Origin of the sequence: Corynebacterium sp. HMSC071F07, from assembly GCF_001810285.1 — a bacterium.
Classification (GTDB): Bacteria; Actinomycetota; Actinomycetes; order Mycobacteriales; family Mycobacteriaceae; genus Corynebacterium; species Corynebacterium simulans.
On sequence record NZ_KV800714.1, the window covers coordinates 67542 to 84450 of the forward strand.

General features: G+C 60.7%; 18 protein-coding genes. 6 read left to right on the forward strand and 12 right to left on the reverse strand.

Annotated features, from left to right (window positions below; translation table 11 throughout):
- Window position 1 precedes the first annotated feature (1 nt).
- On the forward strand, window positions 2–856 hold the full coding sequence (locus tag HMPREF2724_RS08800; RefSeq protein ID WP_070432701.1) for a sucrase ferredoxin: 855 nt from the start codon (window positions 2–4) through the stop codon (window positions 854–856).
- Here the strand turns inward: HMPREF2724_RS08800 and HMPREF2724_RS08805 are convergent.
- Genes HMPREF2724_RS08805 through HMPREF2724_RS08820 form a run of 4 tightly spaced genes read right to left on the reverse strand, consistent with a single transcriptional unit; the run spans window position 843 to window position 4378 of the window.
- Window positions 843–1523 (reverse strand): methionine ABC transporter permease, encoded by a 681-nt coding sequence (locus HMPREF2724_RS08805; protein ID WP_061920659.1) that lies wholly within the window; start codon window positions 1521–1523, stop codon window positions 843–845. The two genes, HMPREF2724_RS08800 and HMPREF2724_RS08805, sit on opposite strands and share 14 nt — an antisense overlap.
- Window positions 1520–2581 (reverse strand): methionine ABC transporter ATP-binding protein, encoded by a 1062-nt coding sequence (locus HMPREF2724_RS08810; RefSeq protein WP_201057414.1) that lies wholly within the window; start codon window positions 2579–2581, stop codon window positions 1520–1522. Before HMPREF2724_RS08810 ends, HMPREF2724_RS08805 begins: the two co-directional genes overlap by 4 nt.
- A gap of 32 nt (window positions 2582–2613) precedes the next feature.
- Window positions 2614–3516 carry a MetQ/NlpA family ABC transporter substrate-binding protein gene (locus HMPREF2724_RS08815; protein ID WP_070588242.1) on the reverse strand — a complete coding sequence of 301 codons (903 nt, stop codon included), beginning with the start codon at window positions 3514–3516 and terminating at the stop codon, window positions 2614–2616.
- 4 nt (window positions 3517–3520) lie between these two features.
- The gene (locus HMPREF2724_RS08820) at window positions 3521–4378 is read right to left on the reverse strand and encodes a MetQ/NlpA family ABC transporter substrate-binding protein (RefSeq protein WP_062035797.1); all 858 of its coding nucleotides are present in this window, start codon (window positions 4376–4378) and stop codon (window positions 3521–3523) included.
- Window positions 4379–4512: 134 nt separating this feature from the next.
- On the opposite strand from HMPREF2724_RS08820, the gene HMPREF2724_RS08825 reads away from it, so the two are divergent.
- A complete protein-coding gene (locus HMPREF2724_RS08825; protein WP_070588244.1) occupies window positions 4513–7659 on the forward strand; it encodes an error-prone DNA polymerase in 3147 nt (1048 codons plus the stop codon).
- A 230-nt stretch (window positions 7660–7889) separates the two neighbouring features.
- Here HMPREF2724_RS08825 and HMPREF2724_RS08830 read toward each other — a convergent pair whose 3' ends face one another.
- The 3 genes from HMPREF2724_RS08830 to HMPREF2724_RS08840 are packed head-to-tail and all read right to left on the reverse strand — an operon-like array spanning window position 7890 to window position 9085.
- Window positions 7890–8342, reverse strand: a complete 453-nt coding sequence (locus HMPREF2724_RS08830) for a hypothetical protein (protein ID WP_061920668.1) — start codon at window positions 8340–8342, stop codon at window positions 7890–7892.
- 2 nt (window positions 8343–8344) lie between these two features.
- Window positions 8345–8818: a hypothetical protein gene (locus HMPREF2724_RS08835; RefSeq protein ID WP_061920670.1), complete on the reverse strand. Its 474-nt coding sequence runs from the start codon at window positions 8816–8818 to the stop codon at window positions 8345–8347.
- Window positions 8819–8824: 6 nt separating this feature from the next.
- A complete protein-coding gene (locus tag HMPREF2724_RS08840) occupies window positions 8825–9085 on the reverse strand; it encodes a helix-turn-helix transcriptional regulator (protein WP_061920672.1) in 261 nt (86 codons plus the stop codon).
- 90 nt (window positions 9086–9175) lie between these two features.
- Between HMPREF2724_RS08840 and HMPREF2724_RS08845 the strand changes: the two genes are divergently transcribed.
- On the forward strand, window positions 9176–9625 hold the full coding sequence (locus tag HMPREF2724_RS08845) for a PH domain-containing protein (RefSeq protein WP_070432689.1): 450 nt from the start codon (window positions 9176–9178) through the stop codon (window positions 9623–9625).
- Window positions 9622–11085, forward strand: coding sequence for a PH domain-containing protein (locus tag HMPREF2724_RS08850; protein ID WP_082787632.1), 1464 nt, complete (start codon window positions 9622–9624; stop codon window positions 11083–11085). The genes HMPREF2724_RS08845 and HMPREF2724_RS08850 overlap by 4 nt, the downstream gene beginning before the upstream one ends.
- 246 nt (window positions 11086–11331) lie before the next feature.
- Here HMPREF2724_RS08850 and feoB read toward each other — a convergent pair whose 3' ends face one another.
- From feoB to HMPREF2724_RS08865, 3 genes are all read right to left on the reverse strand, one after another.
- Complete coding sequence (gene feoB / locus HMPREF2724_RS08855; protein WP_061920675.1) at window positions 11332–13278, reverse strand: ferrous iron transport protein B; 1947 nt, start codon at window positions 13276–13278, stop codon at window positions 11332–11334.
- A gap of 2 nt (window positions 13279–13280) precedes the next feature.
- The gene (locus HMPREF2724_RS08860; protein WP_061920677.1) at window positions 13281–13547 is read right to left on the reverse strand and encodes a FeoA family protein; all 267 of its coding nucleotides are present in this window, start codon (window positions 13545–13547) and stop codon (window positions 13281–13283) included.
- A 78-nt stretch (window positions 13548–13625) separates the two neighbouring features.
- Complete coding sequence (locus HMPREF2724_RS08865; RefSeq protein WP_061920678.1) at window positions 13626–14096, reverse strand: tRNA (cytidine(34)-2'-O)-methyltransferase; 471 nt, start codon at window positions 14094–14096, stop codon at window positions 13626–13628.
- 24 nt (window positions 14097–14120) lie between these two features.
- Here HMPREF2724_RS08865 and HMPREF2724_RS08870 point away from each other — a divergent pair, with 24 nt between their 5' ends.
- Both HMPREF2724_RS08870 and HMPREF2724_RS08875 read left to right on the forward strand, forming a co-directional pair.
- Window positions 14121–14978: a bifunctional methylenetetrahydrofolate dehydrogenase/methenyltetrahydrofolate cyclohydrolase gene (locus tag HMPREF2724_RS08870; protein WP_061920681.1), complete on the forward strand. Its 858-nt coding sequence runs from the start codon at window positions 14121–14123 to the stop codon at window positions 14976–14978.
- Window positions 14979–15305, forward strand: coding sequence for a DUF3017 domain-containing protein (locus HMPREF2724_RS08875; protein ID WP_061920683.1), 327 nt, complete (start codon window positions 14979–14981; stop codon window positions 15303–15305).
- Here HMPREF2724_RS08875 and HMPREF2724_RS08880 read toward each other — a convergent pair.
- Both HMPREF2724_RS08880 and HMPREF2724_RS08885 read right to left on the reverse strand, forming a co-directional pair.
- Window positions 15302–16453, reverse strand: a complete 1152-nt coding sequence (locus HMPREF2724_RS08880; protein ID WP_061920685.1) for a homoserine O-acetyltransferase MetX — start codon at window positions 16451–16453, stop codon at window positions 15302–15304. The two genes, HMPREF2724_RS08875 and HMPREF2724_RS08880, sit on opposite strands and share 4 nt — an antisense overlap.
- 13 nt (window positions 16454–16466) lie before the next feature.
- The coding region (locus HMPREF2724_RS08885; RefSeq protein WP_210386696.1) for a PLP-dependent transferase at window positions 16467–16909 on the reverse strand (443 nt) is incomplete at its 5' end.

A 16909-nucleotide genomic window follows, 5' to 3' on the forward strand; every position in this document is an offset into this window, starting at 1 on the left:
CATGACTTTTTGCTCCGACGTACAGGTTGAGCCGCTTCCGGGCACTGCCAAGAAAGAAAGCGTATTTGTGCTCTTCGAGTGGCCAAACGGCTGGTCGCGCGATGTCTTAGACGGCGGGACCTTCGGCCCGGAACTCACTGCTGAACTTAAATCCAAGCTCAAAGGCGTGGCAGGGCTGCAGCTTATCCGCAAGCCCGGCAAGGAAGGCCGCAGCATTAACGGCAAGCATCGCTGCTACGTGGTCTGGGCCGAGCGCGGAGTTTATATGGAGCATCTCCTAGACGGCCCGGAAGGCATCTTGGGGTTGGATTTTGCGGTGCCGGAAGACGGCGTTCTTTCCCGCCCGCTTGTGCTGATTTGTACCCACGGGCGTCGGGACGTGTGCTGTGCGGTCAAGGGGCGCCCTCTTGCGGCGGAGCTGGCTGCAAGTTTCCCGGAGGAGGTATGGGAGACCTCGCACACGAAGGGGCATCGTTTCGCTCCGTCGATTCTTTTGATGCCGTGGGGTTATTCCTTTGGCAGGCTTAACGTTGAGGCGGCACGTGAGATGCTGCTGGCGGCGCGTCGCGGGGAGTATTTCTACCCGGGCAATCGCGGCAGCGGGCTCTATGATCCGCGCGGGCAGGTGGCGGAACTGGCAGTCGCGCGGGAGCTGCTCGAGGCGGGGGAGGCCTTGCGCTATGGGCAGTTGCACGCGCTTGAAGATACCGTGCACCACGACGACGGCCGCACCTGGCGGGTAGAGCTGGAACAAAAAGAGGTCTCCGGGGTCATCTCCTCGTGTGGAGACTGCCCGAAGACCTCAAAGGCGTGGCACGCAGTGGGTGTGCACGCGGGGGATGTTAACGGCGCATAATTTTGGCCGAGAGCCAGTTGCCGAAGAACTGTGCGGCTTGCACCAGCACGATGATAATCAGGGTGGCCACCACGGTGACCTCCCACTCGAAGGCGCGGTAGCCGTAGACGATGGCAAAGTCGCCCAAGCCGCCGCCACCGACGTAGCCGGCCATCGCGGACATATCTACGATGCCGATGAACAGGAAGGTATAGCCCAGAACCAGCGGGCCAAGGGCCTCCGGCACGATGACCGAGGTGATGATCTTCCAAGGGGAAGCGCCCATCGCGCGGGCTGCTTCAATGACGCCGGGGTCGATGGCGACCAGGTTCTGCTCCACGATGCGGGCCACGGCGAAAGTGGCTGCGATGACCATGACGAAGGTCGCAGGTTCGCGGCCGATAGATCCGCCGAGGACCGCCACGGTTAGCGGCTGTGCGAAGGCCAGCAGGATGATGAACGGGATGGGGCGGATGAAGTTCACCAGGATATTGATGATGAAGTAGACAACCTTGTTCTGCAGGATTCCACCTGGACGGGTGGTGTAGAGCAAGACGCCTAAAACGAGGCCGAGCAGGCCTGCGACCACCAGGGTCGTCGCGACCATGATGAGGGTGTCTTGGATGGCCTCGATGAGGGTATCGCCCAAGCGATCCCAATCAGCGGCAGCTTGGTAGGTCACGTTCATCGGGAAATCTCCTCAATCTCGGTGGTGCGTTGCAGGGTGCGGTAGAACTCCTCGATGGCGGCGGCATTACCGTTCAAGCGCACGGTGAGCTTGCCGAAGGAATGCTTCTGCAGAGTCGTGATACCGCCGTGGACCACTGCGATAGACACGCCCTTTTCCGCCAAGCGTGCCGATGCGGTGAAAAAGCCGGAGTTCTCGGTCAGGTTGATGGTGAAAAGGCGGCCCTCGTGGGCGAGGAGGTCGTCTGCTTCTACCAGGTCTGGGGTGTTGCGCAGGGAAGTGGCAACGAACTTGGAAGCGACCTCCGTGCGCGGGTTGGAAAAGACCTCGTAGACGCTGCCGGCCTCGATGACTCGGCCGGCTTCCATGACGGCGACCTTATCCGCGATGGAACGAACCACGTCCATCTCGTGGGTAATCACGACGATGGTGATGCCAAGGTCGCGGTTGACCTTGCGCAGCAGATCCAGCACCTCGTGCGTGGTGGTGGGATCGAGTGCGGAGGTGGCTTCGTCAGCCAGCAACAGCGAAGGGTTGGTCGCCAGCGCGCGAGCGATGCCCACGCGCTGCTTCTGACCGCCGGAGAGCTGCTCCGGGTAATTCGAGCCCTTATCGCCAAGGCCCACGAACTGCAGGAGCTCCTCCACGCGCTTCTTGCGTTCTTCCTTCGGCATACCGGCTAGGCGCAGCGGGTATTCGATGTTGCCTGCCGCGGTGCGCGAGGTCATCAAATTAAACTGCTGGAAAATCATGCCGATGTTGCGGCGGATACCACGCAGCTTGGACTCCGGCATGCCGACGATGTCGGTGCCATCCAGTAGGAGCCGGCCCGAGGTGGGCTTATCCAAGCCGTTGATCATGCGCACCAGCGTGGACTTCCCCGCGCCGGAAAAGCCGATGATGCCGACGATTTCACCGGGCTCGACGGTCAGCGAGACGTCGTCAAGCGCCTTGGTTTCGGTCTTGTTATTTTTAAAGACCTTGGTGATGTTGCGGAACTCAATGCGGGTGCCGTGCTTGGCACCGGGATTATCTGTCACGTGAGGCGTTTCCTTCATATTGTTGTGACTGGCTAAAACCTTCTAAGACCTTACTCGGCGGAGGAAGTCTCCAAGCGATCCAGGATTTCCTGGAGTTCATCTTGCGGACGATCCACGAAGATGGTGGTGCCGCCCGTGGTCTCCTGCACTGCCTTTTTGACCTCTGGTGAAAGGTACAGCTGCGCTAAGCGCTTGACCTTATCGTTGTCCTTATCTTTTTCTTGTACTGCCCAGACGTTGATGTATGGGTCGAACATGACGGTGGGATCGGCGCTGGGAGCTTCGGGGTCGTCGTAAAGCACTGCCTCAGCAGGGTTGATGCCCGCGCGCTTGAAGAAGGAATTGGTGATGATGGCAGGGGCGCCTTCGCCGTATGCCGACGGAGTCTGGGAAGCATCGACCGGGGTTACCTTGACTTTTGACTTGGCCTCGTCGATGTCGGCCGGATCCGGGGTTAGCTTGCCTTTTTCCTTCAAAGTCACCAGATCGTTGGCGGCCAGCAGGTTGATGGCGCGGCCCTGGTTGGTGGCGTCATTCGGGATGGCGACTTCCTGGCCCTCGATGCCCTTTATATCCTTGTGGCCCTTCCAAAACAGCGGCATCGGGTAGACCTGCGTGGAGGCCACCGGAACGAGGTTGGTGCCGTTGCCCGCGTTGTATTCCGCCAGGAACTTCAGGTGCTGAAACTTGTTGGTGTCCGTGCTGCCTTCCGCCAGGGACTGGTTCGGGGTGGCATAGTCGGTGAAGCTTTTCATCTCGATCTCGATGCCTTCCTTGGCGGCGAGATCTTTCAATACGTCCCACTCCGGAAGCTCGGCATCGGTGGTGCCGATGATGATTGGATCCTCTGCGGTGCCGGCAGCAAACTCGGAGGACTTGGAAGAACAACCCGCAAGGCCCGTGGCTGCAACAATGCTTGCCGCAGCCAGCGCAGCAATCTTTTTCAGCTGCACGGCGCTAGCTCTGCTCTGTCACGCGGTCGAGGATCTTCTTCAGCTCCTCCGGAGACTTTTGAACCGGAACGGAAGTGCCCTTGGAATCCTCTGCGACGGCGTCCTGGACGGCCTGGGAGTGCCAAATTTCGGCGACCTTCTTAATCTCCTCGTTGTTGGCGTCTTCTGCGCGAACGACGAAGGCGTTGATATAAGGCTCTGCCTCCTTGGAGTTCGGGTCATCCTGGAACACGGCGGTGGTGGGGTCGATGCCGGCGCGGTCGAGGAAGGAGTTGTTGATGATGGCTGGCTTGCCTTCGCCGTAGGCGGCGGGGGTTTGCGCGGCGTCGACAGGCACGACCTTGACCTTGGACTTTGCCTCGTCAATATCCGGCAGACCTGGGGTGATGAGGCCTTCCTTCTTCAACGTAACCAGCTTGGCCTGTACGAGGACGTTGATGGCGCGTCCCTGGTTGGTGGTGTCATTCGGGATGGCGACTTCCTGGCCCTCGATGCCGTCGAGGGAGTCGTGACCCTGCCAGAACAATGCCAACGGCACGATTTCGGTGGCGACGATCGGAACGAGGTCGGTGCCGTTGCCCTTGTTGAACTCCGCCAAGAACTTCAGGTGCTGGAAGTTATTGGTATCCAGTTCGCCCTGGTCAAGAGCCTGGTTCGGGGTGTTGTAGTCCGAGAAGTTCTGCACCTCGATATCAAGGCCCTGTGCCTCAGCTTCGTCCTCGAAGGCGGACCATGCCTTCTTAGCGGCGTCGGTAGTGCCGACGACGATCTTGCCGTCGGAATCGCCAGAGGAGCAAGCAGCCAGGCTGGTGGCTGCGATGACGGCTGCGGAGGAAGCAGCGAGAACGCGGCGAATACGCATGATATGAGGTGTCCCTTCGAGTGAAATAACGTTTGTTGCAAGAAACCTAGCAATGATTGAACCGCTTTGTCTATATCGCTTTGGGTGAGACTGAAAAATTGACTAGAACATAGTTTCGATCATATCTTTTCCCCATGAGGTTCAATGGTGGGGCGGCGCTGTCTTGGTCGCGGGTGGAGCGGATTCTTTCCGGCCGTCCTGCCGCAACGCCCGTTTCGGTGGAGCACTTGGGGGAGCGGGGCGAGGGTCTCGAGCGCGGGGTCTCGGCCGTGCCTTTCGCGGAGCTGCATGCGGTTTCTTCCTATAGTTTTTTGGGCGGCGCCTCGGAGCCGGAGGAGCTGGTGGCGCGCGCGATGCAGCTGGGGCTAGAGGGGCTTGCGCTGGTGGATAAGGACGGTTTTTATGGCCTGATGAAATTTGCCGAAGCCGCCGCTAAGGCGGGGCTGCCGGCGGTGTTTGGGGCGGAGCTTTCGCTTGTCGACGGCCCTCTTGTCGTCCTCGCCCGCACCCCCGAGGGGTACCGCCGGCTATCGCGATTGATTGCCCAAGCGCGCATGGATGCAGGTGTGAAGGGCGAGGTGGCTTACCCGCCGTTGGAAGTAATTGCGGAGCGTTTGCAAGATTATTGCCTGTTCCTTCTGGACTGGCAATGGTTGGACAAAATCGATCATGTGCTCGAAAGAATAAAAATAGACAGCATAGTACTTGAATATTCCTGCACGATGTCTCCTGAGGACGCAGATCGCCACGCTGAACTGGATAAATGCAATAATCTGCGCGCCATCGCCACTGCCTTACCCGCTGCCGCCACACGGCAGGAAGCGCGCCTAGCCGCGGCAAAGCGTGCGCTTAGCCAAAGAAAATCTCTGGACCAGGCAGAACCCGATGTGCCCCCGATGGGTGCCGGCTGGCTGCGCTCAGGCGAGCAGATGGCGCAGCTCTTTCCGGAGCGGCCGGAGCTCATCCCTGAGACTGTCAAAGTATTAAAGGAGTGCAGTTTCACCTGGGATGCGCTCGCGCCGAACCTGCCTGACTTCGAGGTGCCTGAAGGCCATACCGAGATGTCTTGGCTGACGCACCTGACCTGGCAGCGAGCAGAAGAGCGCTATGCCTCGCGCCCGGCTGCGATTCGCTCGCGGGCGTGGAAGCAGATCGAGTACGAGCTAGGCGTTATCGAGCAGCTGACCTTTCCAGGGTATTTCCTCATCGTGTGTGACCTCGTGGATTTTTGCCGTCGCTCCAACATCCTCTGCCAGGGTCGCGGCTCGGCGGCGAACTCCGCGGTGTGTTTTGCCTTAGGCATCACTAACGCCGAGCCGATTTCCGCGGGGCTGCTTTTTGAGCGCTTCCTTTCGCCAGACCGCGATGGCCCACCGGACATCGATATCGACATCGAATCCGGCCGCCGCGAGGAGGTCATTCAATACGTCTATGACAAGCATGGCCGCGAGCGCGCAGCGCAGGTGGCCAACGTTATTACGTATCGCCGCAAGGGCGCTGTTCGCGATGCAGCGCGTGCCTTGGGCTTTCCCCAAGGCAGCGCCGATTCCTGGTCGAAGGGGCTTTCGGAGCCGCCGGAGGGCGTCGTTAAGCTGGCGGAGCAATTCCTCGGCCAACCGCGCCACCTGGGCATTCACTCTGGCGGCATGGTGTTGTGTGACCGTCCTATTGCGGACGTGGTGCCGATGGAATGGGCGCGGATGGAAAAGCGTTCGGTGCTGCAGTGGGATAAGGATGACTGCGCGGCGGCCGGATTGGTGAAGTTCGATCTGCTGGGCCTTGGCATGCTGGAGGCGCTGCACCACATGCAGGACTTGGTGGAGGAGACCACCGGGTACAAGGTGAATCTGTGGGAGCTCGACCTAGCGGAAAAAGAGGTCTATGACATGCTCTGCCGCGCCGATGCGGTGGGGGTATTCCAGGTGGAATCGCGCGCGCAGCTGTCCACGCTGCCGCGCTTGCGCCCGCAGAAGTTTTTCGACCTGGTGGTGGAGGTTGCGCTCATCCGTCCCGGCCCGATTCAGGGCGGTTCGGTGCATCCTTATCTGCGCCGCCGCGACGGTAAGGAGGCTGTGACCTATGACCACCCGGTGCTGGAGAAGTCTCTGGGCAAGACGCTGGGCATTCCGCTGTTTCAGGAGCAGCTGATGCAGATTGCCGTCGACGCCGCAGGCTTTTCCGGAGCGGAGGCCGATGACCTGCGGCGTGCGATGGGCTCGAAGCGCTCGCCTGCACGGATGGCCGCGCTCAAGCAGCGTTTTTATGATGGGCTCGCGCAGACGAATGGCATCGAGGGCGAGGTTGCGGACAAACTGTGGAACAAGATCGTGGCCTTTGCAGCCTATGGCTTCCCAGAGTCGCACTCGCAGTCTTTTGCCTCGTTGGTCTACTTCTCGGCGTGGATGAAGTATCACTATCCGGCGCAGTTTTGCGTGGGTCTGCTGCGGGCGCAGCCGATGGGCTTTTATTCGCCGCAATCGCTCATTCAGGATGCGCGGCGGCACGGCGTGGAAGTTCTTCCGCTGGACGTGAACGCTTCGGGGTGCCAGGCGCGTGCGGTGGTCCAAGACGGCGGCGAGGTGGCGATCCGGCTGGGCCTTAACCTCATCAAGGGGTTGGGGGAGAAGGCCGCGCAGCGTATCGAGGATGCATGCGCGCAGACGCCGTTTCAAGACATCGCGGATCTGTCTAGGCGGGCGGAGCTTAGCGTGGAACATGTGGAGGCTTTGGCCAGTGCCGGTGCGCTGGAGACCTTTGGGCTAAGCCGGCGTCAGGCGCTGTGGCAGGCGGGGGTGGCGGCCACGGAAAAGGCGGGCATGCTTGCAGGGCTTTCGGCTATTTCTGCGCCGAGCCTGCCTGGCATGAGCGCTTTCGAGCTGATGGCTTCCGACGTCGCCAGTACTGGCGTTACCCACGACAAACAGCCGATGGAGCTCGTGCGCGCCGCGCTTAACGACGCCCATGTCTGCACCGCCGCACAGCTGCGGCAGGTTCCAGACGGTACACGGGTGCGGATTGCGGGCATCGTGACGCATAGGCAGCGTCCGCAGACTGCCGCCGGCGTCATCTTTTTGGGCTTGGAGGATGAGACCGGCTTGATGAACGTGATGGTCTCACCGGGGCTGTGGCAGCTCAACAAGACCGTGGCCAGGACGTCTAAAGCGCTGGTTATTCGTGGCATCGTGCAAAATGCCACGGGCGCGGTCAATGTGGTGGCAGACAAGCTGGAGCCGCTTGCCATGGGTGAGTGGCTCTCCCGCGGCTCGCGGGATTTCCGTTAGGCCGGGGCGAGAAATCCCCCCGTATTCAGGTAAAGCCGCATAACATTCACCCCGCGCTGGCAGCGGGCCTGCTTTTCTTCCTGCTCTACCTGGCCTTTTCTAAGTAGCGAGCCTATCCCTTATGACTACGAATCCGGCGAGTACATCTCCAAGCAGGAAGCACGCGACCTAGGCCACGCGGACATCCAGGAAGTTGTCGACGGCTGGGAGCAGGATACTTAAAAAGGGGTCTAGGAAGCTACGAGTTCGGCACGATCATCGGTGTCCATGCCAAGGGCGATCGTGCCGAGCAGAGTCAGCGATGCCCCGAACATCAATACGCCGGCAAGCATGCCTAGGCAGCGCACGATTTCCGGCCATGGAACGTCTTGTCCAACTAGGTCGAGCAACGGCAGACAGAGCATCAGCACCATTAAACTGCCGAGGGCAAAATACGCGTACTTGAAGACGTTGCTGCGCGCGCGATCGATGCGGCTGCGCTGATATTCGTCTGCGAAGGCTGGGTCCATATTGTCTTTTCCGATTAGAACTTGAAGGCGCCCCAGGCAGATAACGAGCCAGGCAAGGCCGCCGACCCACAAGAACATCGCAATGACGTTGGAGAAGGGATTGACTGCTATAGCGGCGAGTGCAATGAACAGTCCGACGAAGCTGGAATAGAAGTACTTGGTGCGGATAGGCATGATTAATCCCCAGAAATTAGTTCGTCGCGGTTGAATTTGCCTGCCAGAGACTTGGCCACGGTGAATGGAACCCACAGCATTTGCAGCATGATCAGCTTGAAGAACAAGCTGGCCACGAAGATTCCGTCCATGGAATCAAGAAAGCGGGTTCCAAGAGCAATAGCGCCGCAGGCCACGAACATGAACATGGAAGAAAACAAGGCGAGCTTAAGTCCATCTTCGCGGGCCTCTATATGAAGTTGCAGCATGTACTCGTCGAGTTCGATAGTGGGTAGGTCGGCGGAGTCGATAGTCTTGCGTAGCTTGGACACGCCGAAGCCGGTTACACAGCTACCCAAGCAGGCCAGCATGAAGGACGTGAAATCGTCCCAGAACTGCAGCGGGATGGATAAGACGATGATTGCAAGCCCGACGTCGGCGAGGCGTATGAGGCGGTTGCGATTTGTGACGCGAGCTTTAGCAGCTGTGGTTGCCATGAGCAGTTAGTCCTTTCGATAGATCTCGGTGGATAGCGGCTGGAATTCGGTGCGGGAGAAGACGGCTTCGACAGGGAGGCCGAATACTTCGCAGATGCTGAATGCGAGGTCGAGGCTGGGAGAGTGATCGCCACGCTCAAGGGCGCCGATGCTTTGGGGGTTGACCCCGACGGCGTCGGCAAGCTGGGCGCGCGACATGTCCCTCTCGACTCGGAGCAACCGAACCCTATTGAAAATTGGGGAAGACGGCTTTTTCTTTGGGGACATAAACCAAAGTGTTGCATAAACCCAACACTTTGTAAAGAAATCTGAGGCTTTGTTAGCATAGGCGGCATGCGCTCCGCCCTTCCTCCAGACATGCATCCGGTCTCCCGGAAGCTGACCACAGCTCGCTATATTCACCACCTGAGCTGGTCGGCAGGCTTTGCTATCGCTTTCGCGGTTGCGGGATACTTCGCCAGCTCATTTTGGTACTGGTTCGCCGGAGCCTGGGGAGTGTGGTTCGTTTACTTGCTCTGGCTTATCCCCGCGCAGGTGGCGAATATGGGGTGGAAGGAGACTGACGATGAGCTGGTGATTACCCGCGGCAAGCTGTGGTACCGCCTGACCATTGTTCCGTTCGGCCGCATCCAGTTCGTGGACGTCTCCGCCGGCCCCATCGAGCGGTCCTTGGGGCTGAAAAGGGTGAAGATTCACACGGCGTCGACAAGCTCAGATGCGAAAATTGCAGGCCTTTTAGCCGCTGACGCCGATGCATTGCGCGAGCGCCTCGCCGTGAAGGCGCGCGAGAGGATGAGCGGACTGTGAACGGACGGCACCGGCTGGGCAAGGACCGCGCCCCAGTTGATAGGGAAGGCTATCGCCGTGTGCACCGGCTGACGCCGCTGCTGCGCTTTTGGTCGGTTATCTTCGCGTTTCTGGCCATTTGCGTGCTCAACTTCAACTTGGAGATGCTCTCCGACATCGCGGCCTACCTGCGCGGCGGGCACTGGAGTGACATTGGCCTTGGAACGCTCGCGGGGCTCGGCGGCTTCGTCGTGGTCTGCCTGGGCATTTGGTATGTCTCCGCCATCTGGTGGCGCAAGCTGGGCTATAAGCTCGGCCCCGATGAGGTGGCGCTGCGCCACGGCGTGATTTCCACGTCTTTTCGCTCCGCACGCTATGACCGCATTCAGGCTGTCGACGTGGTGGAGTCCGTCATCGCGCGGTTATTTGGTCTGGCTGCAGTGCGCGTGGAAACAGCCGGCGGCACGGCCTCTGTCATTGAGATTTCCTTTCTGCGCAGGCAAGAGGCCATGGCGTTGCGCGAGGAGCTTCTGACCCACGTGCATAGCCGTTCGGCGGTGTCGGAGGATGCCGGTTCCGAGGCGGTCGGGCAGGTAGCTCCGGCGGAAGAGCAGGGCTGGCAGCTGATTCCAGAAATCCCCGTTGGTCGCACGCTGGCGGCGGAGGCGCTGCGTTTGCCCACGCTGATTGCGGTTGTAGTCATGGCGATTTTCCTCGCTTTGCCGGATTTCCGCGCCGCCACGGTGCCCATCGTGGTGGGCTTTGTGCCCAATATTTGGAATCTCATCGATACCTCGTGGCGCTTCCAATCCCGCTACGACGGCCACGATGAGGTACTCAACATCTCCTACGGCTTGGCTGACCGCCGCCGCCAGACGATCCGGCGTTCGCGCATTCATGCGGTGCGGGTTACCCAGCCGCTGCTGTGGCGCATGTTTGGCTGGTACGAGGTGCAGGTTTCCGTGGCCGGGTACGGCGCGGTGGGCGGCGGCAAGCAGTCGGGCTCCACGCGCATCTTGCCGGTGGGCACGCGGGAGCAGGCGCTGCGCGTACTAGAGCTGGTCTCCGATCTTGATGCCGCGCAGATCGAGTATTACGCCCAGCCAGAGGGGCACACCCACCCCACCTATGTGTCGCCGCGTAAGGCCTGGTTGGCCTCGCCGGTGGATGTGCGCCAGCAGGCGGTCACGTTGGTGGGCGAGGACGTCGCCGTTGTGCATTCAGGAAGACTGTCGCGTCGGGTGATGGTCGTGGGCACTCCGCATATCCAGGAACTGACGGTCCAAGCCGGCCCGCTCAATCAGCTGCTGGGCGTGCAAAACATCCGCTTCGATCTGGTTAAGGGTCCCGTTGGAATGGCGGGAAAGCAGCTTGCGCTTGCCGACGCCGCCGAGCTTCTCACCCGCCTGCGGCAACGCCAACTGCCTTCGATGGAGCACGAGGCTACGATGCCGGCGCCGGGCGAGGCCGGCGCAGACTAAGCAAGACTGGACCGCGCTTTCGTCCGGGGTTGGCGGAGGCTGTGCCGCAGTGGGCTGCAGCAGTACAGGAACCGCATCCGCTGGTGGGGCAGGAGTTGAGCGTTTCGGCGTTTAGCTCCCCGGTGGAGAGCAGGTGTGAAATCACAAGATTGACCGTGCCGATTTTAAGGCCCGTTACGTGCGCGATTCCGGCGCGGGTGGTGGTGCCGGAGGAAATCGCGTCCTTTACCTGAGCAATGGGCGAGGTCATAGCAGCCTCAAGAGCTGGAAGGCGACCACGGCCAAGGCCCAAGCGGTAAATAGTTGCACCGCGAAACCGAAGAGTGTCCAGCGCCAGCCAATCTCCCGTTTCTGGGCAGCCAGCGTTGCCACGCACGGGGTATAGGCGAGCAGGAAGAGCATATACGCCCACACTGCAGCGTTCGTATTTCCGTCGGAGGCTGTGGCGAAGTCGGCGCGCACCTTCTCGCTTAAGGGGCTCGATGCCTGTTCTTCGGGTGCGGCGTCGGTGACGTCGTCTACTGCGTAGGTCTGCGACCACGTGGAAATCAGTGCTTCCTTGGCCACAAACCCCGTCACTAGCGGGCCCGCGAGCGACCAAGAATCAAAGCCCGCCGGGGCAAAGGCCGGAGCGATGCTGCGCGAGATAGCGCCATAAGCTGAATCCTCAGGAGCTGGCGACTTGTAGTCAGACAGGGAAACCCCATCAGCGCCTACGGGAATCGCCATGAGCAGCCAGATGACCACCACCGTGGAGACGATGATGCCGCCGGCAGTCTGCAGAAATCCCTTCAGCCTCGTCCACATCACCGACATGGCGAGGCGGAAGGTGGGAAGTTGGTACGTCGGAAGATCGATGACCAGCGGGTCCTGCGGCACAGCCCGCCACAACGTGCCGCGCAGCACCAATCCCACCAGAATAAGCAGAGCGATGGAGATGACGTACATACAAAAAACGACGCTGCCGGCATGACCCGGGAAGAAGGTCTCCGCCAGCATCACGAAGACCACCAACCGGGCAGAGCAGGAGGTAAACGGGATAAGCAGCGAGGTCATGATGCGATGCCGCGGCGAACCCAGCACGCGGGTCGCAGCAATGGCAGGAACGTTGCAGCCAAAGCCTACAACTATAGGTAAAAATGCCTTGCCTGGCAGGCCGATGGCGCGCATGAAACGGTCCGTAACCACTGCCGCGCGGGCCATATAGCCAGAATCCTCCAGCACGGCCAGGCACAAAAACATCAGCGCCATCAGGGGTGCAAAGGTGAGGACCATGCCGACGCCGCCAATAAGGCCGTCGACAAGCAAGCCCTCTACCAGCGGATGCTGAAGGCCGATTGCCTCCAGCAGGTGGCGTGCTGCGTCAGAGATGGGCCCTGAGACGAGCGCCTCCAAGCCGTCTTGCAGAGGAGCGGCCACCGTGGTGGTTATCTGAAAGACTAGCCACATCACCGCGAGGAAAAGCAACGGGCCCGCTACCGGGTGCAGCGCTATCGCATCTAGGCGCTGCGAACGCGTGACCGGCTGGGACTGCGTGTGCACCGCTGCTTTGGTGGCGGCGTCGAGATCCGCAAAGCGGGCGTCGATGCTGGCGTCTTCGCGCAGGACCTGTGGCTCCTTAGTGAGGGAAACCTGCACCGTCTCACGCAGGCGCTCCAATCCTTCCCGCCGGCGGCCATCCACACAGACCACCGGGATTCCCGTGGCCCTCGCGAGCGCATCGGCATCCACCTGTAAGCCCTGGTCTTGTGCCACGTCCAGCTTGGTCAGCGCGATGCTGAGCCGGTAGGGAAGCTCTGCGAGCTGAAACGCCAAGTTGAGCCCGCGCGCAACCGCAGTCGCGTCGACCACGACGATGACGTGATCGGGGCGCTCGGCAGGGGCGGCGTCGTAAAGCATGGTGCGCGTGAGCGCCTCATCCGGGCTGAGCGGATCCAAAGAATAGCTGCCGGGGAAGTCAATGAGATCGGCAACCTCGGCCGGGCAACACGAATGCGCAATATTCCATGCGCCGCGGCTGACCTCCACGGTCGTGCCCGGCCAGTTGCCGGTCTGCACCTTCGAACCGGTTAGCGCATTAAAAAGCGTAGACTTGCCGGAGTTCGGAGCACCCACCATGGCGATGATGGCAGCGCCCGCGGGAGCCAGCGCCCCGCCCGGATTTCCATGGCAGCTGGGCGTTACAGCACTCATCACTAAACCCCGATTGATTGCAGCGTCTGGCGGTCAATGGCGTAGCGGCAGGAGCCAACCGCGACGATGCGCGCGCCACCTGCCACATGCGCGCCGACGGTTAGGCATGCTCCCGGGCGGATGCCCAGCTCGCCCAAGCGGCGGGCCATGGCCGGATTATGCACGCAATCCAGGCATTCGGGGCGCAGGGTAACAGTAGAACCGACCGGCAGGGAGTAGGCCGAGTTGTGGGAGGTCGACTCGCCTGAGCGTACGTGCAAAGGCAACATGACTAGGCATCCTTTCAAATTCGGTTATAAAGTTACCCTAACCGAATGATGGTTTACCTAATCGTTGTGACAATTGTCCTAGACAGCGCCCTTAAACCCCAGCTGGCGCCAAGCCTCATACACGGCTGTCGACGCCGCGTTAGACAGGTTCATCGAACGGCGCGCCGGGACCATCGGGATGCGCACCTGCTCGGTGATACGTGGGTGATTAAGATGCTCTGGCGGCAAGCCGGTGGGCTCGGTGCCAAAGAGTAGGACATCGCCTTCTTGGAACTCGACGTCCGTGAACCACTTATCGGTATGCGTGCTAAAAGCAAACACGCGCGCGCCGGGCAGTGCATCCATGCAGGCGTCGAAGTCCTTGTGGATGTGCAGGTCAGCAAGGTCGTGGTAGTCCAGGCCGGCGCGCTTTAGGTGCTTGTCATCGAAGTTGAATCCGAGCGGTTCGATGAGATGCAGGGACGCTCCAGTGACGGCGGCGGTGCGGATTGCGTTGCCGGTATTGGTGGGGATCACGGGATTATCAAAGACGATGTGCAGCTGGCTCATGGGCATAAGTCTAGGATGGAGCGCATGAGCGCAACCAAACTAGATGGCAAGTTGTACCGTGACGAGATCTTTGCGGATCTGAAAACCCGCGTCGAGGCCCTCAAGGAAAAGGGCATCCAGCCTGGCCTGGCCACCGTGCTGGTGGGCGATGACCCGGGCTCGCACTCCTACGTGAAGATGAAACACCGCGACTGCGAACAGCTGGGAATCAACTCCATCCGCAAGGACCTTCCGGCGGATATTAGCCAGGAGGAGCTGGAAAAGGTCATCGACGAGCTAAACGAAGACGACGGCTGCACCGGCTACATCGTGCAGCTGCCGCTGCCTAAGCACCTGGATGAAAACAAGATCCTGGCCAAGATTGATCCGGAAAAAGACGCCGATGGCCTGCACCCGGTCAACCTGGGCAAGCTGGTTTTGAACGAGGATGCCCCGCTGCCGTGCACCCCGAATGGTTGCATTCACCTGCTGCGTCGCTTTGGCGTGGAGCTGGATGGAGCGAAGGTCGTCGTCATCGGCCGTGGTGTGACTGTTGGCCGTCCGATCGGCTTGATGCTTACCCGCCGCAGTGAAAATTCCACCGTTACGCTCTGCCACACCGGTACCAAGGACTTGGCTGCCGAGACGCGCGCTGCCGACGTCATCATCGCAGCGGCCGGCAAGGCACATATGCTCAACGCAGACATGATCAAGGAAGGCGCCGCGGTTCTCGACGTCGGAGTTTCCCGCGTTGATGGCAAGTTGGCTGGCGACGTCGCACCAGACGTCTGGGACAAGGCCGGCTTCGTCTCGCCGAACCCGGGCGGTGTCGGCCCGCTGACCCGCGCATTCCTGGTGTCTAACATCGTGGAGCGCGCAGAAAAGTTAGCGGGCCAGCAGTAGATGGCCCCGGAGCTAAACCTCGATAACCCGCACGACGCCAACCTGCGGCCCTCCCGCCTACCCGCGTCCGTGCAGTGGGCGGCCGTGGGGCTATTTTGTGCCGCCGTTGCGCTTTCTGCGGTTTTCGCGATTTCCGAGCACTGGCGCCGCGCCACGGTAGTCCTTGGTGCAGGCCTGCTTTGGCTTTCGTTGGTGCGGCTTAGCTGTGACTCGAAAATCGTCGGCATCCTCGCGGTCCGATCGCGCCGTTTTGATGCGTGCTTTAGCGGCGTTATTGGTGCCGTGATGGTGTTTTTGTCGGTTTCAGTCGATGCGTTGGGGTCTTAGATGTAGTACTCGCTGCCGCTAAACGCCGTTTCCAACTCCAGTCCGTCAGGTGCCGAGAGCGTAAGGAAGTTACGCAAGATTCGGTCCATCTGGCGGGCTTCGGCCAAGAAAGCATCGTGGCCGACGGGGGAGACGATTTTCGCCATGGCCAGCAGGTTGCCAATGTTGCGCGAGATATGTTCCTGCTGGTGATACGGGTAGAGGATGTCCGTGTCCACGCCGACTACCATCGTGGGAACAGTCGATGTTGCTAGCGCTTTGTTGAGGCCGCCGCGGTCGCGGCCGACGTCGTGGCGGTTGAGCGCCTCCGTCAGCGTTACATAGGAGCCGGCGTCGAAGCGGCGGGCGAGTTTTTCTCCCTGATAGTCCAAGTAGGAGTTGACCGCGAAACGCTGGTTCCCCGCGCGGTAAGGCCCGAGCGGATCCTCGCCGCGTTGTGCCTGGACGCCGAAGCGCTCGTCGATTTCCTGTTCGCCGCGGTAGGTGAGGTGGGCAATCCGGCGCGCGGCGGCGAGCCCTTCGCGAGGCGTTTTGCCGCTTGCGTAGTAATCCCCGCCGTGCCAGAACGGGTCGCGCTCAATGGCAGAAATCTGTGCGGATTGAATGCCAATCTGCCAGCCCGAAGCCCGCGCTGATACCGCAATGACGCAGGCCGCGGTTATGGATTCCGGGTACAGCAGCGTCCACTCCAGTGTGCGCGCCCCGCCCATGGAGCCACCGATGATGGCATGGACCTGGGTGATTCCGAGGACTTCTAGGAATTGCCTTTCCGCTCTCACCAAATCTCGAATCGATAGCGCGGGGAAGCGCGAACCCCAGGCACGGCCGTCGTCGGGATGCGCGCTGGCGGGCCCAGTGGAACCAGCACAGCCGCCCAGCGCATTGGTGGCGATCACGCACCATTTCCGCGTATCCAAAGCCTTGCCTGGGCCCAGCAGGTCGGCCCACCAGTCGGCCACGTTGGAATCGCCGGTCACCGCATGCTCGATGAGCAGCACGTTATTCTTGCCGTGCGGGTCACCGGCGAATTCGCCCCACCGTTGATACGCGATACGCACCTCGGGAATTTCAGCGCCTGCTTCAGTACGCAGCTTGCCGACGCCGACTTCTTCGAGCTCACCTTCACAAGCCAAGTTGGGCACAGTCATGGCGACTTCTTGATTAGATGGCCGCGAAGCCGCGCTCGAGGTCAGCGATGATGTCGTTGATTGCTTCGATACCAACGGAGAGGCGAATCGTGGCTTGGGTGATGCCAGCTACTCGCAGCCCCTCCTCGTTGGATTGCGAGTGGGTGGTGGTAGCCGGATGCACCACAAGCGAGCGGGTATCACCGATGTTGGCCAGATTGGAATGCAGCTTGAGGGAATCGATGAACTTCCAGGCGGTTTCTGTGGCCGCTGCGGGTTCGCCTGACTCGGTGGCCACTTCGAAAGAAAGTACCGAACCGGTGTATTGGTAGCCGAGCCTTTCCTTGGTGGTCTTATACGGGCTCGAGTCGAGGCCGGCGTAATTGACCTTGGCCGCCTTCGGATGCGCCTCGAGGAATTCCGCAACTGCCTGGGCATTTTCGTTGTGGCGCTGCACGCGCAGCTCCAAAGTTTCCA